At 67.1% G+C, this 22,132-nt stretch carries 18 protein-coding genes; 11 read left to right on the forward strand and 7 right to left on the reverse strand.

The features are described 5' to 3' along the window. Entirely contained in the window at nucleotides 1–624 is a 624-nt protein-coding gene (rsmD, locus tag GUV69_RS01795) for a 16S rRNA (guanine(966)-N(2))-methyltransferase RsmD (protein WP_164199185.1), read from the forward strand. Between the two features lie 24 nt (nucleotides 625–648). Here rsmD and GUV69_RS01800 read toward each other — a convergent pair whose 3' ends face one another. Both GUV69_RS01800 and GUV69_RS01805 read right to left on the reverse strand, forming a co-directional pair. Further along, nucleotides 649–1,437, reverse strand: a complete 789-nt coding sequence (locus GUV69_RS01800) for a spermidine synthase (RefSeq protein WP_208786567.1) — start codon at nucleotides 1,435–1,437, stop codon at nucleotides 649–651. Continuing rightward, complete coding sequence (locus GUV69_RS01805) at nucleotides 1,437–2,666, reverse strand: aminotransferase class I/II-fold pyridoxal phosphate-dependent enzyme (protein ID WP_244292589.1); 1,230 nt, start codon at nucleotides 2,664–2,666, stop codon at nucleotides 1,437–1,439. The genes GUV69_RS01800 and GUV69_RS01805 overlap by 1 nt, the downstream gene beginning before the upstream one ends. A gap of 43 nt (nucleotides 2,667–2,709) precedes the next feature. Here GUV69_RS01805 and coaD point away from each other — a divergent pair, with 43 nt between their 5' ends. The 5 genes from coaD to mutM all read left to right on the forward strand — a co-directional run bounded on the left by coaD (nucleotide 2,710) and on the right by mutM (nucleotide 5,839). Continuing rightward, a complete protein-coding gene (coaD, locus tag GUV69_RS01810; RefSeq protein ID WP_164199189.1) occupies nucleotides 2,710–3,210 on the forward strand; it encodes a pantetheine-phosphate adenylyltransferase in 501 nt (166 codons plus the stop codon). A gap of 135 nt (nucleotides 3,211–3,345) precedes the next feature. Further along, on the forward strand, nucleotides 3,346–3,870 hold the full coding sequence (locus GUV69_RS01815) for a YceD family protein (protein ID WP_164199191.1): 525 nt from the start codon (nucleotides 3,346–3,348) through the stop codon (nucleotides 3,868–3,870). A 36-nt stretch (nucleotides 3,871–3,906) separates the two neighbouring features. Then, complete coding sequence (rpmF, locus tag GUV69_RS01820) at nucleotides 3,907–4,110, forward strand: 50S ribosomal protein L32 (protein ID WP_056738282.1); 204 nt, start codon at nucleotides 3,907–3,909, stop codon at nucleotides 4,108–4,110. A 20-nt stretch (nucleotides 4,111–4,130) separates the two neighbouring features. Further along, a complete protein-coding gene (rnc, locus tag GUV69_RS01825; RefSeq protein ID WP_164206127.1) occupies nucleotides 4,131–4,859 on the forward strand; it encodes a ribonuclease III in 729 nt (242 codons plus the stop codon). A gap of 8 nt (nucleotides 4,860–4,867) precedes the next feature. Then, nucleotides 4,868–5,839, forward strand: coding sequence for a bifunctional DNA-formamidopyrimidine glycosylase/DNA-(apurinic or apyrimidinic site) lyase (gene mutM, locus GUV69_RS01830; RefSeq protein WP_164199193.1), 972 nt, complete (start codon nucleotides 4,868–4,870; stop codon nucleotides 5,837–5,839). An 11-nt stretch (nucleotides 5,840–5,850) separates the two neighbouring features. Here the strand turns inward: mutM and GUV69_RS01835 are convergent, their stop codons facing one another. Genes GUV69_RS01835 through GUV69_RS01845 form a run of 3 tightly spaced genes read right to left on the reverse strand, consistent with a single transcriptional unit; the run spans nucleotide 5,851 to nucleotide 10,627 of the window. After that, nucleotides 5,851–6,822: an NAD-dependent epimerase/dehydratase family protein gene (locus GUV69_RS01835; RefSeq protein WP_164199195.1), complete on the reverse strand. Its 972-nt coding sequence runs from the start codon at nucleotides 6,820–6,822 to the stop codon at nucleotides 5,851–5,853. Next, nucleotides 6,819–9,611, reverse strand: coding sequence for an alpha/beta fold hydrolase (locus tag GUV69_RS01840; protein ID WP_164199197.1), 2,793 nt, complete (start codon nucleotides 9,609–9,611; stop codon nucleotides 6,819–6,821). Before GUV69_RS01840 ends, GUV69_RS01835 begins: the two co-directional genes overlap by 4 nt. Then, the gene (locus GUV69_RS01845) at nucleotides 9,605–10,627 is read right to left on the reverse strand and encodes a 3-oxoacyl-ACP synthase III (RefSeq protein WP_164199199.1); all 1,023 of its coding nucleotides are present in this window, start codon (nucleotides 10,625–10,627) and stop codon (nucleotides 9,605–9,607) included. Before GUV69_RS01845 ends, GUV69_RS01840 begins: the two co-directional genes overlap by 7 nt. A 257-nt stretch (nucleotides 10,628–10,884) precedes the next feature. On the opposite strand from GUV69_RS01845, the gene smc reads away from it, so the two are divergent. Both smc and ftsY read left to right on the forward strand, forming a co-directional pair. Further along, nucleotides 10,885–14,469, forward strand: coding sequence for a chromosome segregation protein SMC (gene smc, locus GUV69_RS01850; protein ID WP_164199201.1), 3,585 nt, complete (start codon nucleotides 10,885–10,887; stop codon nucleotides 14,467–14,469). Between the two features lie 55 nt (nucleotides 14,470–14,524). After that, nucleotides 14,525–15,733 carry a signal recognition particle-docking protein FtsY gene (gene ftsY, locus GUV69_RS01855; protein WP_164199204.1) on the forward strand — a complete coding sequence of 403 codons (1,209 nt, stop codon included), beginning with the start codon at nucleotides 14,525–14,527 and terminating at the stop codon, nucleotides 15,731–15,733. A gap of 95 nt (nucleotides 15,734–15,828) precedes the next feature. On the opposite strand, the gene GUV69_RS01860 is transcribed toward ftsY, so the two are convergent. After that, the gene (locus tag GUV69_RS01860) at nucleotides 15,829–17,061 is read right to left on the reverse strand and encodes an MFS transporter (protein ID WP_164199206.1); all 1,233 of its coding nucleotides are present in this window, start codon (nucleotides 17,059–17,061) and stop codon (nucleotides 15,829–15,831) included. A 227-nt stretch (nucleotides 17,062–17,288) separates the two neighbouring features. Between GUV69_RS01860 and GUV69_RS01865 the strand changes: the two genes are divergently transcribed. Together GUV69_RS01865 and GUV69_RS01870 are read left to right on the forward strand one after the other, a co-directional pair. Further along, nucleotides 17,289–18,635, forward strand: a complete 1,347-nt coding sequence (locus GUV69_RS01865) for an ammonium transporter (protein WP_164199208.1) — start codon at nucleotides 17,289–17,291, stop codon at nucleotides 18,633–18,635. Next, complete coding sequence (locus GUV69_RS01870) at nucleotides 18,632–18,970, forward strand: P-II family nitrogen regulator (RefSeq protein WP_164199210.1); 339 nt, start codon at nucleotides 18,632–18,634, stop codon at nucleotides 18,968–18,970. Before GUV69_RS01865 ends, GUV69_RS01870 begins: the two co-directional genes overlap by 4 nt. A 76-nt stretch (nucleotides 18,971–19,046) precedes the next feature. Here GUV69_RS01870 and GUV69_RS01875 read toward each other — a convergent pair whose 3' ends face one another. Further along, entirely contained in the window at nucleotides 19,047–20,450 is a 1,404-nt protein-coding gene (locus GUV69_RS01875; protein WP_164199212.1) for a glucose-6-phosphate dehydrogenase, read from the reverse strand. Between the two features lie 88 nt (nucleotides 20,451–20,538). Between GUV69_RS01875 and ffh the strand changes: the two genes are divergently transcribed. Beyond that, nucleotides 20,539–22,119 carry a signal recognition particle protein gene (gene ffh / locus GUV69_RS01880; protein ID WP_164199214.1) on the forward strand — a complete coding sequence of 527 codons (1,581 nt, stop codon included), beginning with the start codon at nucleotides 20,539–20,541 and terminating at the stop codon, nucleotides 22,117–22,119. Nucleotides 22,120–22,132: the final 13 nt, after the last annotated feature.

Consider the following 22,132-nt stretch of genomic DNA (forward strand, 5'->3'; position numbering starts at 1 on the left):
ATGAGCCGCATCATTGCGGGTGCCGCAGGCGGGACGCCCTTGGCCAGCGTCCCCGGTTCCCTGACCCGGCCCACGACGGACCGTGTCAAGGAAGCGTTGTTCTCCCGGCTTGATGCCTTCGGGATCATTGCCGGTTCCCGTGTCCTGGACCTCTACGCGGGGTCCGGAGCGCTGGGCGTGGAGAGCGGCAGCAGGGGCGCCGAAACCGTTGACCTCGTGGAATTCGATGCCAAGGCAACTTCCGTGTGCCAGCGCAACGCCGACCTCATCAATGGTGTGCTGGCACGCAAGGCCGTGACGGTCCACCGCTCCAAAGTGGAATCCTTCCTGGAGCGCACCCCGGGGGAGGTCAGCTGGGACCTCGTCTTCATGGACCCGCCTTATCCTTTGGACGAGGCTGCAGTGTCCGCGGTGCTGGCCAAACTTGCAGACCATCTGACGCCCGCCGCGCTGGTGGTGGTGGAGAGGTCCTCACGTTCCCCCGAACCAGGCTGGCCGGAAGGCCTGGAACGGTTTGCGGAAAAGAAGTACGGGGAGACCCGGCTCTGGTTCGCGGAGCCCGCAGTGCCGGACGCCATCAGTCCGGACGTTGTGATCGACGGGCAGGCGGCGGGCGAGGCCTGAAGCAGGCCGTGATGCCGGTGGCCGTCAGCCGGCCAGGACGTCCAGGTCCACACCGGCAAGCACCTTCGCCGGGTGCGGGCCGCGTGCTGTCAGCTCGGCGGTCCAGCCCTCGGGCCACGGAGCCTGCGTGCCGGTCAGGATGATGTTGCCTGGGTAGCGGCCGGCGAACATGCCGGTTTCCGCGAACGCAGCCACGTCCGTCATGGCACGGCGCATCGCGGTTATCTGGCTGCGGACCAGCGTGAGGCCTGGCTCGTCGCCGACGTTGACTATCAGGACGCCCCGGGGACTGAGCCGTGCAGCGGCTTCCTGGTAAAACTCCGCACAGGCGATGTGGGCCGGGGCGTCCGGTCCGGAGAAAATATCCAGGATAACGACGTCGAATTTAAGGTCCGGAGCCAGCTCCGCCAGGGCGTCGCGGGCATCGCCGATGACGGTGTGCAGTACGGTTCCTTCGGGCAGCGGGAGTTGCTGGAGGACAAAATCGAGGAGCTCGCGCTCCAGCTCCACGGCGTACTGGACAGAACCGGGCCGTGTCGCCTGGATGTACCGCGCCAGGGTGAGGGCACCGGCGCCAAGATGCAGCGCTGTGATCGGCTGTCCCGGGGGAGCGGCAAGGTCCACCACGTGGCCGATCCGGCGCAGGTACTCGTAGAAGATCTCCTCCGGGTGGGCAACGTTCACGTGGGACTGCTCGGCGCCGCCGATCCTCAGGACATAGGCGCCCGCTGTGAAGGCATCCGGCTCAATTGCCGCGTGTTGCCCGGTGGTCCGGAGGAACCGGGCTGACCGTGCACTGCGGGCGTCGGCCATCACAGCCTTCCGCTGAGGGTGGCCAGGCGGTCGGCGGCTTCCTCAAGGACCTCAATCTTCTTGCAGAATGCGAACCTGAGCAGGCTGCGCGTCCGTTCCGCCCCTTCCGGATGGCAGAACACCGGGACGGGGATGGCTGCCACTCCCACCAGCGCGGGAAGCCGGCGAGCAAGGTCCACGGAGTCGGCAATGCCAAGGGGAGCGGTATCCACGTTGACGAAATAGGTGCCCTGCGGGGTGAAGACGCCGAAGCCGGCCGCACGGAGGCCTTCGCTCAGAATGTCCCGCTTGTTCCGCAGCGTGGCTGAAATGCCCTCGTAGAACTCATCCGGCAGCGCCAGCCCCGACGCGATCGCGGCCTGGAACGGCGTGCCGGAGCTGTAGGTAAGGAACTGCTTGACCGTGCGGACGGCGGCCACAAGGTGTTCGGGGCCGGTCAGCCAGCCGATCTTCCAGCCGGTAAAGGAAAAGGTCTTGCCTGCCGAGGAGATGGTGAGCGTCCTGTCGGAGGCTCCGGGCAGGGTGGCTACCGGTATGTGCCCGGTGCCGAAGGTCAGGTGCTCGTACACCTCATCGGTGATGATCAGGCAGTCATGTTTGCGGGCGAGCTCGACGACGCGCTCGAGTATCTGGCGCGGGAAGACGGCGCCGGTGGGATTATGGGGGTTGTTCAAAAGCACCACCCGCGTCCGGTCGGTGAAGGCAGCCTCCAGGGCTGCCAGGTCCGGGTGAAAGTCGGGAGCCAGCAGCGGTGCCGTGGTGTGGGTGGCGCCGGCCAGTCCGATGACAGCGCCGTACGAGTCGTAGAACGGCTCGAACGTCAGCACCTCATCGCCCGGCCCGACGAAGGCCAGCAGGGCAGCCGCGATGGCCTCGGTAGCACCAGTGGTGATGATAATCCCGGTCTGCGGGTCCGGGGTCAAGCCGTAAAACCGGGCCTGGTGGACAGCAACAGCTTCGCGCAGTTCCAGGATGCCCTTGCCGGGCGCGTACTGGTTGGCCCCCGCCGCGATGGCGGCCATGGCTGCGGCCTTGATTTCCGCGGGGCCGTCCTCATCCGGGAAGCCCTGCCCCAGGTTGATGGCGCCGGTCTGCACGGCCAGGGTGGTCATCTCTTCGAAGATGGTGACGCCCAGTTGGCCGGCAGGGCCCAGGAGGTTGGCGCCGGCCGCGGTGCGCTGCCAGGGAGCCCGTGCGGCGGGCAGCGAAAGTTCCCGTGGTGGATGCATCCAGTCATGGTATCCCGGCGGCCGCATGGGGTAGGTTCGGTGCATGAGACGCGCTGTCTGCCCCGGTTCCTTTGACCCTATCCACAACGGTCATCTTGAGGTTATTGCCCGTGCTGCGGGCCTGTTTGACGAAGTGATTGTGGCTGTTTCCACCAACTACGCCAAGCAGTACAGGTTCAGCCTGGGAGACCGCATCGATATGGCGCGGGAGACCCTGGCATCCCTGAAAGGGATCGTGGTGGAACCCGTAGGGGAAGGCCTCCTGGCCGAATACTGCCGCCAGCGCGGAGTCTCTGCCATTGTCAAAGGCCTCCGCTCGTCGTCGGACTTCGATTACGAACTTCCGATGGCCACCATGAACCGCCAGCTCAGCGGGGTGGAAACGGTGTTCCTGCCCGCGGAGGCGCATTACCTCCACTTGTCATCGACGCTCATCAAGGAAGTGGCCGGCCTGGGCGGCAGCGTCTCCGATTACGTGCCGCGTTCAGTGCAAAAGCGGATGTTCCCGGGCGAGCCTTCGTCGGGTCAGTCCCCAAGGGGGTAGGCTAGTCCGGTACTTCGACGTCCGCTGCCGTGTGGCGGCAGGCCTGGTTTGAGTCCCCGCGGCTCTTCAGGCTAAGATGGTACGTCGGTCATATGTTCAACAGGAGTTCTCATTAAACGAGATGCTAGTTCGCCCTTGGCGTTCGACGTCAAGGATCTCGGGCGCAGCCCGGGCAGCATGCGGACACTGAAGGAACATGTACCCGCACCAAGTGACCTTGGTGTGGCACTTATTGGCGTTCAGGAAGGCTCGGATATCGAGCTGGATCTGAGGCTTGAGGCCGTACACGAAGGAATTCTGGTATCAGGAACCGCGGTCGCCGAAGTTACTGGCGAATGCGGCCGATGCCTGGATCCCCTTGCGTATGACCTTGAGGTCAATGTGCAAGAACTTTTCTTCTACGAGGGCGTTGTGCTTTCGGATGAGGAAGACGAAGAAGAGCAACGTCGAGTCGAGCACGATCTGATCGATCTTGAGCCGGTGTTGCGGGACGCAGTCATAACCATGCTGCCGTTCCAGCCGGTGTGCCGGGAAGACTGCCAGGGCCTTTGCTCCGAATGCGGAGTTCGCCTGGAAGACGAGCCGGGGCATCACCACGAGGTCGTTGATCCTCGCTGGGCTGCCCTAGCTGACTTGGCTAAGCCTGACCGGCAAAACTGATTTGTACGTGTTTGTCTAGAGAGAAATGAGTTAGCCGTGGCTGTCCCGAAGCGGAAAATGTCTCGCTCGAATACCCGCGCCCGCCGCTCCCAGTGGAAGGCAACCGCCCCCCACCTGGTGAAGACCGTAGAGAACGGCCAGGTTGTTTACAGCCTGCCGCACCAGGCAAAGGTCGTTACCGACTCCGCTGGCACTGCGCTGTTCCTTGAGTACAAGGGCCGCAAGGTCGCAGACGTCTAATTGGCCCTTAGGCTGACATGATGTCTTCAACTGAAGAGCTTCTGAAGCGTCTCGGTGTCTCTATTGACGCCGGGACGCTTCGTCTTGCTCTGACACACCGTTCCTACGCCTACGAAAACGGCGGCATTCCCACGAACGAGCGCCTCGAGTTCCTCGGTGATTCCATCCTGGGCTTCTCTGTCACGGACGCCCTGTACCGGGACAATCCCACGTTGCCCGAAGGTGATCTGGCCAAGCGCCGTTCCGCGGTGGTCAGTACGCGTGCCCTTGCCGGTATCGGCCGGAGCCTCGGCATCGGGGACTACATCTACCTTGGGCAGGGTGAAAAGCTCACCGAGGGCAAGAACAAGGCCTCCATTCTGGCGGACACCATGGAAGCGCTCATCGGGGCCACCTATGTGTCCAACGATATCGAGACCGCCCGCCAGCTGGTCATGCGCCTGGTTGGCCCGCTCCTGAAGGACGCGGCAGCTTTGGGCGCCGGGACCGACTGGAAGACCAGCATCCAGGAACTGGCCGCCAGCCGGCAGCTCGGCACTATTTTCTATGCTGTCGAGGGAGCCGGTCCGGACCACGCCCGTACGTTCAAAGCTGTCCTGAATATCGGCGGCAAGCCTTACGGCAATGGCTCCGGCCACTCCAAGAAGGAAGCCGAGCAGGAAGCTGCCGCGGACGCCTGGCGTGCTCTTTCCGAAACCAGGACATCAGCTGCGGCGGCCGGACCGGCTGAGTCCGCTCCCGGCGCCTAGGACAGGCGTTGCCCGAACTGCCTGAAGTCGAAGTGGTCCGCCGCGGCCTGGTGAGCTGGCTCCGCGGCCGGACCATCACGTCCGTGGACGTCCTGGACCCGCGTTCCCTCCGCCGCCATGCCCTGGGGGTTGAGGACTTCATCGGCAACCTCGAAGGCACCACGGTGGCGGATGTGGTGCGTCGCGGAAAATTCCTGTGGATGCCGCTGCGCGAGGGCCTTTCGTCGTCGCCGGCCGGAAGCACCCCGGGAGGAACTGCGCCTGCCGTGGCCCTCATGGCGCACCTGGGCATGAGCGGACAGCTGCTGATGCAGGATCCGTCGGTACCGGACGAAAAGCACCTGAAAGTGCGGCTGCGGCTCAGCCCGAGTGAGGGCATGCCGGACCAGCTCCGTTTTGTGGACCAGCGCATCTTCGGCGGGCTGTTCGTGACGGCCATGATCCCCACGGACGACGGCGGCCCCGGCGGCCTCGCTGAGTCGCCGCTGCCCCTCATTGCCGAAGAGGCAGCCCACATTGCCCGCGACCCCCTGGATCCGGCGTTTTCCTTCGACCTCTTTTACGCCCGCCTCCGGAAGCGCAGGACGGGTCTCAAACGGGCCCTCCTGGATCAGGGGCTGGTCTCCGGGATCGGCAATATCTACGCCGACGAGGCCCTCTGGCGCGCCGGCCTGCATTACGCCCGGCCCACCGACAAACTCCGCCGTGCCGATGCCGAACGCGTTCTCGCCAGCGCCCGCGAGGTCATGCTGGATGCACTGGCGGCCGGCGGAACCAGCTTCGACTCACTGTACGTGAACGTCAACGGAGCCTCCGGCTACTTCGACCGCTCCCTGAACGCCTACGGCAGGGAAGGTCAGCCCTGCCACCGCTGCGCCGCCGTCGGAATCACTTCCCTCATCCGGCGCGAACAGTTCATGAACCGCTCGTCCTACACCTGCCCCGTCTGCCAGCCGCGGCCGCGGAACGGCCGCTGGTAGGAACGTAGCGGCTACGGCGAACCGTAGTGTTCGGCCAGCCGCGCCAGGCCTTCGTCCAGGGACACGGCGGGCGTCCAGTCAAGGAGTTCGCGGGTCCCGCGCTGGTCGAACCAGTGCGCGGTGGAGAGCTGCTCGGCGAGGAACCTGGTCATGGGCGGTTCCTCTTCCCGGCCGGCCCGGAGCCATGCCTTTTCCACCACTGATCCTGCCGCCCGCGCGAGTTTGCCCGGCACTCGCCACGATGGCGCCGGCACTCCGCCCGCGGCGCAGATGCCCGCCAGCAGTTCACCGACCGGCCGGGGTTCGCCGTTGCTGACGACCACCGCCCGGCCATGGACGTGCTCCATGCGGTGCAGCGCGGCGACGATGGCCGAGGCGGCATTATCCACGTACGTGGTGTCGATCAGGGCAGCACCGGCGTCGAGCAGCGGCAGGCGGCCGCGGGCTGCACGTGCCAGCACGCGTTCCACCAGCTGCGTGTCACCGGGGCCCCAGACGATGTGCGGGCGCACCGCCGCGACCCGAAGGTCCGGTGAGTCCGCTGCCAGGGCGAGCAGCTCGGCTTCAGCTTTGGTGCGGGAGTAGTCGCCGTGGGCCCGGGCCGGGTCTGCAGGCTCGGCCCCGAGCCCGGCGATGGCGTGTCCTGAGTTTGCCACGGACGGGGACGAAACGAACACCAGTTTCCGCACGCCGGCCTCACGGGCGGCCCGCAGCAGGCGGCGCGTCCCCTCCACATTGACCTCATCGAAGTCGGCAGGGCGGCCGGTGAAGGAAACCTTCGCGGCCAGGTGGATGACTCCGTCGTTGCCGGCTACTGCCCGGCGGACGGCGTCGTCGTCCGACACGGACCCGGTGAGGTCCGTTACGCCGTCCACACCCGAAGGCCGGCGCTGGAATGTGGTGACGCTGTGTCCCTGCAGCACCAGCAGACGCGCCACCTCTCCTCCGAGCAGGCCGCTTGCACCGGTAACAAGGACCCTCATGGCCTGCCTGGCCGGCCGCCGGCCAGCACTTTCGACGCCCAGCGGGACAGGCGGGTCCGGTCAATTTTGGCGTTGTGGCGGATATCGGTGGGCTGGGAAGGCACAGTGAGCACGGCAGCCACAGCAACCCCGGCCTGGCGGGCTGCCTCCCGGACCCGCCCGGCGAGCTGCGGGGCGGCCGGGCCCGCCCGGCGGACAGGAGGCACAGTCTCGACGACGGCGACGACGGCCTGTGTCCCTGCGGGACCGACCCCCACCACTGCGGCCAGCCCGACGTCGTCCAGCTGTTCAATGGCCTGCTCGGCGCCCACGGGCGTCACCACAGAACCCGGCGCCGTGACGAGGTGAGCCAGGCGCCCTTCCACCCAGAGCCGGCCCGCGGCATCGAAGTGCCCAACGTCGCCGGTGCGGTGCCAGCCGGCCGTGCGGACGCTTTCGCTTTGCGTAAGCCAAAGCCTGTCATAGGCGTCCTTCACATGCGGAGCGCTGACGAGGATTTCCCCGGTCACGCCAGCTTCTGTGGCCGGGTGGTTCCCGGGGGCGCTGCCGTCCGCGGCGAGCGGGATGACGGCTACGCTGGCGCCGTGCACCGGCCGGCCCACACACACCCCGTTGCCGGCTCCTGCCATGGTCCCTCTTGCGGCGTCAGCTTCGGCAACGCGGATCTCTTCGAGGCTGATGTCCGTGACGGGCAGCGCCTCGGTCATGCCGTAGGGGGTGTGCAGCGAGGCCTGCGGCAGCAGCTTTTGCACCTGCGCGAGGAGGGGCTCAGGGACGGGAGCGCCGGCGGAGAGCAGAAGTTCCACGCGTCCCAGTGCTTCGTGCCCGGCAGGGCTCAGGCCGTCCTTTGTAGCCAGGACGTTGCGCAGGGCGGCGGGCGAGGCGAAGACTACGGTGGCGTCAATAGCCGCGGCGGCGTCCGCCAGTGCGGTGGCGGTCAGGGTGCGGGGTGCCGTGACGTCCATGGCGGGCGTCACCGAAACAGCTCCGAGGGCCGGCCCCAGCAGCGCAAACGGGGCGAAGCCCGCCACCAGCCGTGCTCCCGGCCGGATCCCCAGTGTCGCGGCCAGGGTGTCCCGCATCGCGGCAAGCTGCCGGTGCGTGTACACCACCCCTTTGGCAGGACCGGTGGAGCCCGAGGTGAAGAGGACCGCAGCAGGGGCGTCCTGGCCCGGAGCCGCGTACGGAGCAGGGACGTCCGACGGCGGCACCTGGCTGAGGCTGCTGCCGTGGCGGGTGAGGGCGGTGAGGGAGGTTTCGACGTGGAGGAGGCGGCGGCGGGCAGCCGGCAGGTCCCGCACACTGATGCGCCGGCCGGGCCAGCCAAGCACCGAGGCAGCGGCCAGCGCCTTATCGATGCCGATGAGGAAATCGGGGGTGGCTCCCTTCACGGCACGGCTCAGGCCCCGCGTGCCGAGCCCGGCGTCGGCCACAACCACCACCGCGCCGAGGCGCAGGCAGGCGTAGAGCACCACGGTCAGGTCCACGCCCGGCGGGACCATCAGGCTCACGCGGCTGCCATGCCTTACGCCCGCATCCCGGAGGCCCGCCGCGAGGACGCCGATGTTGTGTTCCAGTTCCCGCCAGGTGAGCGAGCGGGAGACGCCCCCGTTCGCGCCCATTTCCGCGACGGCGGTGTCCCCGCCGCAGTCGCCGGTTGCCTGCCGGATGAGCGGCGCCCAGAGTGTGGGGACACCGGCATCCGCCTGGTGGGTCCCGCGGCTGCCCTCCAACGCTGTGGTATCCAGGGCGGTGCCCTCCGACGCGTTGTCCGCCGGCGACGGGCTGCCGGGCAGGACATCTGCACGTTGCAGGTCGGGTTCGCTGTCCGGGCTGAGCCCGGCAAGCCATTCGAAAATGGGCGCGGCGATGTCCCGGTCTTCGGCGACGAGGTGGCCGGCCCCTTCGAAGCGGTGCACCTTGGCATGGGGCAGCCGGCCGATGAGGTCTTTGAGGTACCGGTCCGAGAAGATCGGGTCCCGCGGGCCCCAGAGCATCAGGGCAGGAACGTCCATTCCGCGCAGCCCCTCGGCGATGCGGGTGAGTGCCGGGAAGCTGGGGTGGGACGGGTCCGCCGGAATGTCCGCGACGAAGTTTCCGACGCCGGCGCGGCGGTCCGCACCGCGGTATGGGGCCATGAAGGCACTGCGGACATCAGCTGCGAGCGGAGGATGGGCCAAAGCATGAGTGACCCGCAGAAACGCGTCCGACGTCGTTGTTCCCCAGCGGTGCACGGCAGGGTGGAGGGCAAGCCGCAGGGCCGGCGGAACGGGGGAACCGGCCGGTTGGTGGACAGCGGTGTTTGTGAGGACCACGCCGGCGAGTTGGCGGGGATGCGCCAGTGCCCAGCCGAGGCTGATGACGCCGCCCCAGTCGTGGCCGACGGTGATGACGGGTCCGTCCAGGTCCAGCGCCGTGGTGAGGTCGCCCAAATCGTTGATCCGGTCCGCCAGGCGACGGAAGGTGCCGGTGCGCTCGGAGAAGCCCATGTCCAGCTGGTCCACGGCCACCACCCGCCACGGGCGGGCGGCTCCGGATCCGGCGGCACCGGACCCGGCGGCGTCGGTCCCGGCGGCCAGCAGCGTGCGCCACAGGAAGGACCACGTCGGATTGCCGTGCACGCACAGCAGGGTGCCGGCGGGAGCCATGCCGCGGCGGGAGAGCTGTGGCCCGTTGTCGAGCACATGCCAGCGGCGCACAGTTCCAGGGACATCGGCGGCGGAGGTGGAAACCACATCGATCTCGCGGGACCACTCCGGGTCCACGCCCGGCCAGCCGGCGGCTACCAAACGATTTCCATCAGGGCGGTGTTAAGGCCGGAGCCGACGCCCATGCACAGCACGCGGTCCCCGGCCACGAGGGTCTGTGCTTCGGCGGCCAGGGTCATGGGGAGCGAAGCGGGGCCCACATTGCCCCAATGCGGGAACGTGATGGGAACCCTGGCCGGATCCAGGTCGATTGCCTCGATGATGGCCTGCGTATAGGCATTGCTGACCTGGTGCGTGACGTAGCGGTCCATGGTGCTCCAGTCCCACTCCTTTTTCGCCTCCTGCCAGGCGTCCACCACAAGCTGCAGGCCGCCGTCGAGCAGCCCTTTGGTGTCGGTGCTCATGCCGTCGATACCGCCCACGCACAGTTCGTGGTGTTCGGTGCCGGCACGCATCACCCCGCCGACGATCCGGTGCGCGCCGGGGTGCTGGTCCGCCGGGCCCAGCACGGCTGCCGCGGCTCCCGAACCCAGCGTCAGCGTGGCGAACTCCCGGCCAAAGTCCTCACGGGTGGTTTCGGGCCGCTGCAGCCTGGCCAGGGTTGCCTCCTGCGTCGCCTGGGCATCCTCGCCGTTGACGATCATCGCGTACTTGATCTGGCCCGAGTCGATCATGTTCGCCGCCAGGGTGAGGCCGTTGACAAAGCCGAGGCACGCATTGGCGAGGTCAAAGTTCATGGCGGACGACGGCAGGCTGAGTCCGTGGTGGATCTTCACCGCAACCGACGGTTCCAGGCTGCGCCGGGTAACGGAGGTGTTGATCAGCAGGCCAACCTCGGACGCTTCAACCCCGGATTCGGCCAAGGCCTTCGCACCGGCTTCGATCGCGGCGTCGTCGAACGCCGTCCCGGCGGCCCACCAGCGCCGGTGCGTGATGCCTGCCACGCGTTCGAGCAGTTTTGGGGGGAACTTCAGCCGCCGGAGGGTCGGAGCCAGCCGCCGGTCGAAATCCGCCGAACTGACGATCTTCGGAGCTTCGACGCTGCTCACCGATAGAAGCGCGGTGTTACCGTGCCGGAATGTTGCATTCCCTGTCAAAACAAGCCCCTGTTCGTGTCCGTCCTGCGCTGCGGAGGTTGACCGCACTATCCGGCACAAGCCCAAGTGCTTAACTATGCCCGGTGCAGGTCCGTTCCTGCACATGCTTCCAGCGGCATCTATGGCAGCTTCCAACGTATCTGCGCGGAATTGTCGCTGCCCCGCAGTAGATTGTAAGTACGCCGGGGGCCATCCCCCCGGAAGACACCCGCAACGAACCATGCGCCCATAAAGCCAAGCAGGAGACCCGAAACACCTTGCACCTCAAGAGCCTCACCGTCCGGGGATTCAAGTCGTTCGCGTCGGCAACGACCTTCGACTTCGAGCCCGGAGTCACGGCCGTGGTGGGACCGAACGGCTCCGGAAAGTCCAATGTGGTGGATGCCCTGTCCTGGGTCATGGGGGAGCAGGGTGCCAAGACGCTGCGGGGCGGCAAAATGGAAGACGTCATCTTTGCCGGCACCTCCGGCAGGCCGCCCCTGGGCCGGGCCCACGTCTCCCTGACCATCGACAACACGGACGGCGCCCTGCCCATTGAGTACAGCGAAGTCACCATCTCACGGACCCTGTTCCGCACCGGCGGCTCCGAATACGCCATTAACGGGGCCGGTTGCCGCCTGCTCGACATCCAGGAACTGCTCTCCGATTCGGGCCTTGGCCGGGAAATGCACGTCATCGTGGGCCAGGGCCAGCTCGACAAGGTCCTGCATGCCACTCCGGAGGACCGCCGGGGTTTCATCGAGGAAGCCGCGGGGATCCTCAAGCACCGCCGCCGCAAGGAAAAGACAGTCCGCAAGCTGGAGGCCATGCAGGCGAACCTGCAGCGGCTGAACGACCTCACGGGAGAGATCAGGCGCCAGCTCACCCCCCTCGGCAAGCAGGCGGACGTGGCCCGCCGTGCCCAGCGGGTCCAGTTCGATGTCCGGGACGCCCGCGCGCGGTTGCTCGCCGACGATCTTGTCCGGGAGCAGACAACGCTGGAGCAGGACGTTGCCGGCGAGGCGGCGCTGAAAGCCCGCCGGGAAGTGGTGGAGCAGGAACTTGAAACCGGGCGGCGGCAGCAGGCCGGCCTGGAACACCTGGCTGCCGAGGCCACGCCCAGGCTCAATGCGGCACGGGACTCCTGGTACAGGCTGACCACGGCACGGGAACGCCTCCGGTCCCTTGGCTCCCTGGCCCGGGAACGCGGCCGGCTCCTGGGTGCAGTTGATGCGGAACCGTATTCCGGCCGCGATCCTGACCAGCTCGAACGGCAGGCCGCGCGCGTCCGCGACGAAGTGGCGGAGCTCGAGCGCCACATCCTTGACCGGCGCAGTGCCCTTGAGTCGGCCACGGCCGCCAAGGCCGGCGCTGAACATGCCGCCGCTGCCGAAGACAAACGTCTTACCGCCGTTCTCCGGGCCGCAGCGGACCGCCGGGAAGGGCTTGCGAAGCTGGCAGGCCAGGTAGGCGCGGCCAGGTCGCGCGTCGAGTCTGCCCAGGCTGAATTGGGCAGGATCCGGGAGTCACTCGCCGCCGGGCAGGAACGCCGCCGCCAGGCCCAGGCAGAGTTCACTGCCCTGGAAAACCAGGTTGCGGGAGTTGAGGACGGGGAGGAAAGCCTCGACGCCGACTACGAGGATGCCAGCGCCGAACTCGACGCCGTGGTCCAGGAGATCGCCGAACTCAAAGCCGCGGGGGGAGAGGCCGTCCGCGAACGCGACGCCCTGGTGGCCCGCCGCGATGCCCTGCAGCTTGGACTGAACCGCAAAGACGGCGCCGCGCATGTGCTGAATTCTGGGCTCGACGGCGTGGCGGGCACGCTCGCCGGGGCGCTCGCCGTCGAACCCGGCTACGAGGCAGCCATCGCCGCTGCGCTGGGCGATGCCTCCGAGGCGGTCCTGGTCCGTGATCCGGCCGTGGCCGCAGCCGTCGTGCAGCTTTTGAAGGATGACGACGCCGGGCGTGCAGTCCTGCTGCTGGAGTCCGCGCAGCCGGGCCGCAACCCGTCTCGGGGCGACGTATTGCCTCCGGGTGCCCGCTGGGCCCCTGACCTGGTCTCGGCCGACGACGCCCGCGGCTCTCTGGTGGCAGCCCTGCTGGCCGGATTCGCTGTCGTCGAGGATGTGGCCGTCGCCGGCCGGCTGATGGCGGAACGGCCGGAGCTGACGGCAGTGACAGGCGCCGGAGACGTCCTGACCGCGCTGACGGTTGCCGGAGGGTCCGCAAAGGCGCCGTCGCTCCTTGAAGTGCAGGCCGCCGTCGACGACGCCGAAGCCCGCCTCGCCGCCGTCACTGCCGTTCTCGAGCGGAACAGGTTTGCCCTGGCCGGCGCTGAAGCGCGGCGCACCCAGGCTGCGGCGAGGGCCGAGGCCGCGCTGGACCGGCTTCATGACTCCGACGCACGCCTGGCGGCTGTCGCCGAACGGCTGGGCCACCTGAACTCTGTCCTCCGCAGTGCCACGGGCGAAAGCGACAGGCTCGCGGCCTCGCTCGCCAAGGCTGAAGCGAATGTGGGAACTGAGGAAGAGGCGCTTGCAGCCATCGCCGCCCGCCTGGCAGCCGCGCAGGAGGCGCCGGCCGAAGCGGAGCCGTCCACCGATCAGCGCGACGCGCTGGCACTGGCGGCGTCCCTGGCCCGGTCCGCGGAGATGGATGCCAGGCTGTCACTCCGCAGCGCCGAAGAGCAGCTGACAGCCACCCGGAACCGGGCGGTCTCCCTGGAGCGGGCCGCCGCCACCGAACGCAGGGCCAGGGAAGAGGCTGCGGAACGGGCGCGCCGCCGCAGGCTCCAGGCACAGCGTGCGGCTGCGGTGTCGGCGGGCGCGGAGCTGGCCATCCGGTTCATTGACGTGTCCGTGGAGCTGGCTCGGGAGGAACGCGATCTCGCCGAGGAAAACCGGGAGCAGCGGGACCGGGAACTGCAGGCGGTGAGGACCGGGAACGATTCGCTGGCCCGCGAACTTGCGGAGCTGACCGATTCGGTTCATCGCGACGAACTGGCCCGGACCCAGCACCGGGCACGGATCGAAGCCCTGGAAACACGGTCCATCGACGAACTCGGCATCACGCCGGACGTGCTGGTGGCTGACTATGGACCCGATGTTCCGGTCCCGGTCCCCGCGGGGGAGAGCGGGGATAAATGGGCCGCCCTCAGGACGCCGGTGGATGAGAGCGGCACGCCGGTGGTCGAAGGCAAGCCTTTTGTCCGCGAGGAACAGGAAAAGCGCCTCCGGAAGGCAGAGCGGGACCTGTCAGCCCTGGGCAAGGTCAATCCGCTGGCGCTGGAGGAATTTGCCGCCCTTGAGGAGCGGCACCAGTTCCTGAGCACCCAGCTCGAGGATCTGCGTGCCAGCCGTAAGGACCTGCTGGACATCATCAAGGAAGTGGATGACCGGGTCCAGAAGGTCTTTGCCGAGGCGTTCGAAGACACCCAGTCCCAGTTCGTCCGGGTTTTTGGCCGGCTGTTTCCCGGCGGGGAGGGCCGGCTGGTCCTCACCGACCCGTCGGACATGCTCACCACCGGCATCGAGGTGGAGGCGCGGCCGGCCGGCAAAAAGATCAAACGGCTTTCGCTGCTCTCCGGCGGCGAGCGTTCCCTCACTGCGGTGGCCCTGCTGGTTGCCATCTTCAAGGCCCGCCCCTCGCCGTTCTACGTGATGGATGAGGTGGAGGCCGCCCTTGACGACACCAACCTGGGCCGGCTCATCACCATCTTCGAGGAACTGCGCGAGTCCAGCCAGCTGATTGTCATCACCCACCAGAAACGCACCATGGAAGTGGCTGACGCGCTGTATGGCGTGACCATGCGGGGCGACGGCGTATCAACTGTCATCAGCCAGCGACTGGGTGCCGAAGTCTAGAGTTCCCGCAGGCGGTGGCCGCAAGGGCCTGCCGCGTCTGTGAGAAGCTAGGGGAGTGAATGACATCCTCCCCATTATTCTGTCCATTGTTGCTGCCCTGGCGGTTATTGGCGGGCTGATCCCGGTCCTGATGAAGACGCGGAAGAACATCGACCGGTACCCCGGGACGCGGGACGCCAATGATCCTGATAGGGCCCGAGGCGGCGGCACGCTGCTGGAGGACGCTCCCGTGGTTCCGGCCGAGCGGAAGGCTCCTGCCGGCGTCGACCTCGAAGACCTCGAAACCACCGACGTCCCCGACGACGCGGCCGGCCTTGAAACCATCCCGGTGGAGACGCCCCTGCCGGTGGCCGGCCGCCTCACCCGGCTGCGCGAACGCCTGGTCCGGTCCAACAACATCCTGGGCAAGGGCCTGCTCGCGCTGCTCTCCAGCGACAAGATCGACGAAAATGTCTGGGACGAAGTTGAGGAAACCCTCCTTCTGGCCGACCTCGGAACCGAGCCGACCATGCAGCTGGTTGACGCGCTGCGGGAACGCGTCAAGGTCCTCGGCACCCGGACCCCTGAGCAGGTCAAGGCACTGCTCCGCGAGGAACTCATCAAGCTGGTGGATCCCACCATGGACCGCAGCCTGAACACCACCCGGCACGCAGACAAGCCAGCCGTCATGCTGGTGGTGGGCGTCAACGGCGTGGGCAAGACCACGACGGTGGGCAAGCTCGCCCGCGTGCTTGTGGCCGAGGACAAGGACGTCCTGCTGGGCGCGGCGGACACGTTCCGCGCTGCCGCGGCGGAGCAGCTGGCCACTTGGGGACAGCGCGTGGGCGTCCCCACGGTGAAGTCCGACATCGACGGCGCAGACCCCGCCTCAGTCGCCTACGAAGCGGTCAAGGCAGGCATCGACCAGGAAGTCGACGTCGTGATGATCGACACCGCCGGCCGCCTGCAGAACAAGACCGGCCTGATGGACGAACTCGGCAAGGTCAAGCGCGTCATCGAAAAGCTCGCCGAAGTGGACGAAGTCCTGCTGGTCCTGGACGCCACCACCGGCCAGAACGGTCTCAACCAGGCCCGCGTTTTCGCCGAGGTAGTGAACATCACCGGCATCGTCCTGACCAAGCTCGACGGCACGGCCAAGGGCGGCATTGTGGTGGCCATCCAGAAGTCGCTTGGTGTGCCGGTCAAGCTCATCGGACTGGGCGAAGGTGCCGATGACCTGGCGCCGTTCGACGCCGAAGGCTTTGTGGACGCCCTGCTCAACTAGCTCCTGCATCGAGGGGGGAGATCCCGCCGCTAAGCGCACGCCTTAGCGACGGGACCTCACCCCTCGACGTGTTTAAAGCGCTAGCGCGTAGAGGGCTAGCGACTAAGGGGCTCGCGCGTGACCGCCCAGCAGGCGGCTGCCGCCACCAGGACGCCGCCGGTGACGCCGAACGCCCACCCGTAGCCCAGCTGGTCCGCAAGGACGCCCACCAGGACAGGCCCGGCAATCGCTCCGATGTCTGAGGTCATCTGGTAAGCGGCCAGGACTTTGCCGCCTGACCGCTCGTTCCCGATGACGTCGGCCACGGCGGCCTGCTGGGCCGGGCCGAGCAGCCCCGACCCCGCCCCGGCCACTGCAGAGGCCACCAGAAACCAGGCCAGGCCGGAGGTGAAGCCGATGGCGCCCGTGGCCAGTCCGGCGACCAGGAGCCCGGAGATCAACATCGGCTTCCGGCCCAGGCTGTCGGCCAGCCGCCCGGAAAAGGTCAGCGCTGCGGCGTTCCCCGCGGCAAACACGGCAAGCGCCAGGCCGGCAGCTTCAGGACCCGCACCGAGCGCCGCAACCGCGAAGAGGGGCACGGTGGCCATCCGCACGCCGAAGGTCGCCCAGCCGTTGGCGAAGCTGGAAACCAGCGCAGAGCGGTAGGCGCCGTCCCCCAGGGCGTCCGCGAAACCCATGGCCGGAGCCTGGCCGCCGGAGCTCCTCGCAGATGAGGGCGTGTGGCTGAGCTGGGTCTGCACCACGATGGCGGCAAGGATGAGGGCCGCCGCGTAGCAGAGGAAGGGCACCCGCAGCCCGAAGCCCGCCAGCATGCCGCCCACCACGGGGCCCAGGACATTGCCGATCAGGAAAGCGGAGGCATAGGCGCCGGACACACGGCCCCGGCTCTCCGGGGGTGCCAGCCGGACCACCAGAGCCATGGAGGCCACAGTGAACATCACAGAGCCCACCCCGCCGAGTCCACGAAAGACCAAAAGCTGCACGTAGTCCTGGGCGAACGCGCACGCCGCCGTCGATACCGCCACAATGAGAAGGCCGGCCACGTATACGGGCCGTTCTCCCAACCTGCCGATGAGGGCGCCCCCGGCCGGCGCGAACAGCAGCCGCATAAAAGCGAAGATACTCACGATCACCGCGGCGGCCGTAGCACCGACGTCGAAGGTTGTGGCGAATTGTGGAAGCACGGGCGCAACCAGCCCGAAACCAAGCGCGATGAGGAAGGCCGCGGCCAGCATCACCTTAACGTCGCGCGGAAGTCCGGGCCGCTGCGGGCGGATCACGGACAAAATCCGCGTTGTGGCGCGGCTCACAGGCGAACGTGCCGTCATAGGGCGGGATTCCTTGCATGCTTGACCGCCGGTAGGCGGCGACAGGGGTGAAACATAACCGTAACAAGCCAGATATGCACCATTTACTTCCTAGAGGTTCTTGTAACAAACCAGCAATCTAAATCCTCCGCGGGCGAAACACTGCACGGACAAACTCTTTTCAGGACGCAAAAGGCGTTGGCAGGCGGAACAAATCCGCAGCATCGATAAGAGGAGGGACGTGCACCATGGAACTTACAGCAGGTCACGTATGGCTCATGGTGGCGGCAGCACTCGTGCTGTTCATGACACCGGGTCTGGCATTTTTCTACGGCGGCATGACGCGCGCCAAGGCAGCACTGAACATGATGATGATGAGCTTCATCTCCATCGGCATGGTCGGCGTGGTGTGGGTACTGTGGGGCGCGTCGATGAGCTCCGGCGAAGGATTCCTCCAAATCGTCGGGAACCCGTTCGCCACCTTCGGCCTTGAAGGCATCGATACCCCGGACGGCCTGATCAAGGTGGGCTACGCAGCTACCTTCGCCATCATCACGGTAGCCCTGATCAGCGGTGCGATCGCTGACCGCGCCAAGTTCGGCGCCTGGACTGTGTTTGTGCCCGTCTGGGTCACGCTCGTTTACTGCCCGCTGGCTTACATGGTGTGGGGCGGTGGTTTGTTCGGTCCCGAAGGCGCGATCGGTCAGGCACTCGGCCCGGCCATCGACTTCGCCGGCGGTACCGTGGTGCACATCAACGCCGGTGTTGCGGCCCTCATCCTCGTGCTGATCATCGGCAACCGCCGCGGCTTCGGCAAGGACCCCAACCACCGTCCCCACAACATCCCGTTCGTGATGCTTGGTGCGGCCATCCTCTGGTTCGGCTGGTTCGGCTTCAACGGCGGCGCGGCCACCACAGCTGAACAGGGCGGCCTGATCTGGATCAACACCCTCGCAGCACCGGCAGCGGCCATGCTCGGCTGGCTCGTCACCGAACGCATCCGCGACGGCCACCCCACCTCCCTCGGTGCAGCCTCCGGTGTTGTGGCCGGCCTTGTCGCCATCACCCCTGCCTGCGCCAACGTCAGCCCGGTGGGCGCGCTCGGCCTCGGCGTCGTTGCAGGTGTCGCCTCGGCACTGGCCGTCGGCCTCAAGTTCCGCTGGGGCTTCGATGACTCCCTGGATGTTGTCGGCGTCCACCTTGTCTCCGGCATCATCGGCACGGTGGCCCTTGGCTTCATCGCCCTCCCCATCGACGGTGTGGGCGGCGGCCTCTTCTACGGCGGCGGCATGGCCCAGATGTGGGCACAGCTGGCGGCAGCCGGCATCGCCATTGCCTACTCGGCCATCCTGACGGCGATCATCGCCTTCGCCATCCACAAGACCATGGGCTTCCGCGTCTCCCAGGAGCAGGAAGCAGTGGGCGTAGACCTCAGCCTGCACGCTGAGACGGCATACGAGTTCGGGGTAGGCGGCCAGGGCGGAAGCTTCCAGCCGCTCCACGAACTGATCACCGGCAAGGCACCGGCCGGCAACGCCGCAGCCGACGCCAAGAAGACGGAGCCGGCAGCCGGCAAGGAAAGCGTGGAAGCATGAAACTGATCACAGCCATCGTTCGCCCGGAGAAGCTCGAAGCCATCCGCGAAGGACTTGAGTCCTACGGTGTGCAGGGGCTGACGGTCAGTGCGGCCAGCGGCTACGGCCGCCAGCGCGGCTACACCGAGGTCTACCGCGGCGCGGAATACAACGTGGATCTCCTGCCCAAGGTACGGGTGGAAGTGCTCGCGACAGACGAACAGGCCGACGACATCCTTGATGTCATCATCGCCAGCTCCAACACCGGCCGCGCAGGCGACGGCAAGGTCTGGACCATGGACGTCTTCGAAGCAGTCCGGGTACGCACCGGAGAACGCGGCGTGGCAGCGATCTAGCAGGCAGCGCAGCAGTCACCGACACCAAAGAGAGCGGGCAGGGAACCAGGTTCCCTGCCCGCTCTCTGTTGTGGAGCTACTCCGCCGGCGCCGAACCGGACCAGCCTGCTGGACCGGACGACCCGGCGTCGTACTCCTCAAGCGGCACCGTCCCCCGCTGCCAGGCCTTCAGCACAGGTTCAAGGATCCGCCAGCAGTCCTCGGCGGTGTCCCCGCGGACGGACAGTAAGGGGTCACCGTTCAGTACTCCCTCCAAGACTTCGCCGTAGGGCAGCAGCTCCGAAGCGCTGAGTTCGGCATCCAGGGTCACGCGGCTGAGGCTGAGGATGCTGCCGGGGCCGTTGACGTCGACGTCGAACTGGAGCGTGTCCGGGCCGAAGCCGATCCGCAGCTGGTTGGGGGAGTCCACCCCGGTAAACCCGGCCGGAAGGTGGGGAACCGGGAGGAACGTGATCACGGCCTCTTTGCGTTTCACGCCCAGCGCCTTGCCGGACCGGAGGATGAAGGGAACGCCCTGCCAGCGCCAGTTGTTGATGTCCACCCGGACCTCGGCCAGGGTCTCCGTGCCGAGGTCCGGGTCCACACCGGCTTCTTTGGCATAGTCCGGGACTTTCCTGCCCGCGATCGAGCCCGCCGTGTACCGGGCCCGGTGGGTTGATTTGGCATACGGCGCGCTGATGGTGCTGGCGCGCAGGACGGTTGCCACAGCGTCGCGAAGGTCGCGCTCGCCGATGGTGGCCGGCGGTTCCATGGCCACCAGCGCCATGATCTGCAGCAGGTGGCTCTGGATCATGTCCCGCAGCGCGCCCGCCCGGTCGTAGTAGCGGGCGCGGCCCTCCAGTGCCAGGTCTTCGTCGAAGATGATTTCCACTTTCGCCACGTGCTCCCGGTTCCAGACCGGTTCCAGGAAGTTGTTGGCGAACCGCAGCCCGAGGATGTTCAGGACGGTGGCTTTGCCCAGGAAATGGTCCACACGGTGGATATGGTCCTCCGGCACGAGTGCCGCCAGCGTCCGGTTAAGGGACCGGGCCGACTCTTCGCTGGAGCCGAACGGTTTTTCCATGACCAGCCGGGTCCCGGCAGGTACCTGGTCAGGACGCAGGGACTCGCAGGCCAGCTGGCTGATCCGGGGCGGCAGTGCGAAGTAGATGGCAGTGGGCCCTTCGAGTCCGGCCAGCAGCGCGGCTAATGCTCCCTCGGCCGTAACGTCGAGCTGGTGATAGACCGTGGCCTTTTCGACGGCGGTGAGCTCTTTGCGTCCGGCCGGATCTGCCGTCTCCGCCGCTGCAGCGAAGGCTTCATGCACCCGGGACTGCCACTGGTCCGGTGTCCAGTCGTCTGAGCCGGCTCCCACCAGGTTCAGATCACCGGCACGGCCTTTCGCTACCAGCCGGGCCAGGCCGCGCAGGAGGAGGCGGCCGGTCAGATCCCCGGAGGCCCCCAGGATGAGCAGGGTTTTTACACTCGTTTGGCTCGTCACCTTGTCAGCATGCCATCATCCATGCCCGGCTTGGTACCCTAGATAGTCGAGTCCCCCCTGTAACTCCACTGAAAGAAGTGCGCGGCGCGTGTTCAATTCACTCTCTGACCGGTTGACAGCAACCTTCAAGAACCTCCGTGGCAAGGGCCGCCTCACCGAGGCTGATGTTGATGCCACAGTCCGGGAGATCCGCCGCGCCCTCCTGGATGCCGACGTCGCTGTTCCCGTCGTGCGCGAGTTCACAGCCAGGGTCCGGGAACGCTCCCTCGGTGCCGAAGTATCGGCGGCCCTGAACCCCAGCCAGCAGATCGTCAAGATCGTCAACGAGGAACTGGTTGAGATCCTCGGCGGCGAGACCCGCCGCATCCGCCTGGCCAAGACCGGCCCCACGGTCATCATGCTGGCCGGCCTCCAGGGCGCCGGCAAGACCACCCTGGCCGGCAAGCTCTCCAAGTGGCTCAAGGCACAGGGCCACAGCCCCATCCTCGTGGCCTGCGACCTCCAGCGCCCCAACGCGGTGACCCAGCTCCAGGTTGTGGGCAAGCGCGCCGGTGTGCCCGTGTTCGCACCGCACCCGGGTGCCACCTCCGAACTGGAGCACCCCGCCGGTGACCCGGTCGCCGTCGCCCGCGCCGGCGTCGAGGAAGCACGCCAGAAGCTGCACGACGTCGTGATTGTCGATACCGCCGGCCGCCTCGGTGTGGACGCCGAAATGATGGAACAGGCCAGCCAGATCCGGCGCGCCATTGTTCCCAACGAAGTGCTGTTCGTCATCGACGCCATGATCGGCCAGGACGCCGTTAACACGGCGATGGCCTTTGACGAAGGCGTGAACTTCACCGGCATCGTGCTGTCAAAGCTCGACGGCGACGCCCGCGGCGGTGCCGCGCTGTCCGTTGCGTCGGTCACCGGCAAGCCCGTGATGTTCGCGTCCACAGGTGAAGGCCTGGACGACTTTGAGCTCTTCCACCCGGACCGCATGGCCTCGCGCATCCTGGACATGGGAGACGTCCTCACCCTGATCGAGCAGGCCGAGAAGAACTGGGACAAGGACGAAGCCGCCCGGATGGCGAAGAAGTTCGCCGACCAGGAAGAATTCACCCTGGACGACTTCCTGGCCCAGATGCAGCAGATCCGCAACATGGGCTCCATGAAGAAGATGCTCATGATGATGCCGGGCGCGCAGAACATCCGGCAGCAGCTGGAAAACTTCGACGAGCGCGAGATCGACCGCGTGGAGGCGATTGTGCGCTCCATGACCCCGCACGAGCGTGTGGCTCCGAAGATCATCAACGGTTCCCGCCGGGCACGCATCGCGCGTGGCTCCGGCGTGCATGTGTCCGAGGTCAACGGCCTGCTGGAGCGGTTCGCCCAGGCCCAGAAGATGATGAAGAAGATGGCCCAGGGCGGAGGCATGCCGGGGATGCCCGGAATGCCCGGCATGGGCGGGCCCGGCGGTGCACGGAAGGGCGGCAAAAACGCCCCGAAGAAGAAGGCACGTTCAGGCAACCCGGCCAAGGCAGCCCAGGAGCTCAAGGACGCCGAAGCCCGCCGTGCGGGCGCGGCCAAGGCGCTGCCCACCGGCGCGGCTTTCGGCCAGCAGTCCGGCGACTTCGATCCCTCACAGCTGAACCTGCCCAAGGGCTTCGACAAGTTCCTCGGCAAGTAACCGCCCGCCCAAC

It is taken from the genome of [Micrococcus luteus] ATCC 49442 (genome assembly GCF_010367585.1).
Classification (GTDB): domain Bacteria; phylum Actinomycetota; class Actinomycetes; order Actinomycetales; family Micrococcaceae; genus Arthrobacter; species Arthrobacter luteus_A.

Excerpts from the sequence above, each read along its gene's own strand:
- GUV69_RS01870 (WP_164199210.1), top strand. The coding sequence starts at position 18,632 with ATGAAACTGATCACAGCCATCGTTCGCCCGGAGAAGCTCGAAGCCATC.
- GUV69_RS01835 (WP_164199195.1), bottom strand. The coding sequence starts at position 6,822 with ATGAGGGTCCTTGTTACCGGTGCAAGCGGCCTGCTCGGAGGAGAGGTG.
- GUV69_RS01800 (WP_208786567.1), bottom strand. The coding sequence starts at position 1,437 with ATGGCCGACGCCCGCAGTGCACGGTCAGCCCGGTTCCTCCGGACCACC.
- GUV69_RS01865 (WP_164199208.1), top strand. The coding sequence starts at position 17,289 with ATGGAACTTACAGCAGGTCACGTATGGCTCATGGTGGCGGCAGCACTC.
- GUV69_RS01860 (WP_164199206.1), bottom strand. The coding sequence starts at position 17,061 with ATGACGGCACGTTCGCCTGTGAGCCGCGCCACAACGCGGATTTTGTCC.
- rsmD (WP_164199185.1), top strand. The coding sequence starts at position 1 with ATGAGCCGCATCATTGCGGGTGCCGCAGGCGGGACGCCCTTGGCCAGC.
- coaD (WP_164199189.1), top strand. The coding sequence starts at position 2,710 with ATGAGACGCGCTGTCTGCCCCGGTTCCTTTGACCCTATCCACAACGGT.
- rnc (WP_164206127.1), top strand. The coding sequence starts at position 4,131 with ATGTCTTCAACTGAAGAGCTTCTGAAGCGTCTCGGTGTCTCTATTGAC.
- GUV69_RS01805 (WP_244292589.1), bottom strand. The coding sequence starts at position 2,666 with ATGCATCCACCACGGGAACTTTCGCTGCCCGCCGCACGGGCTCCCTGG.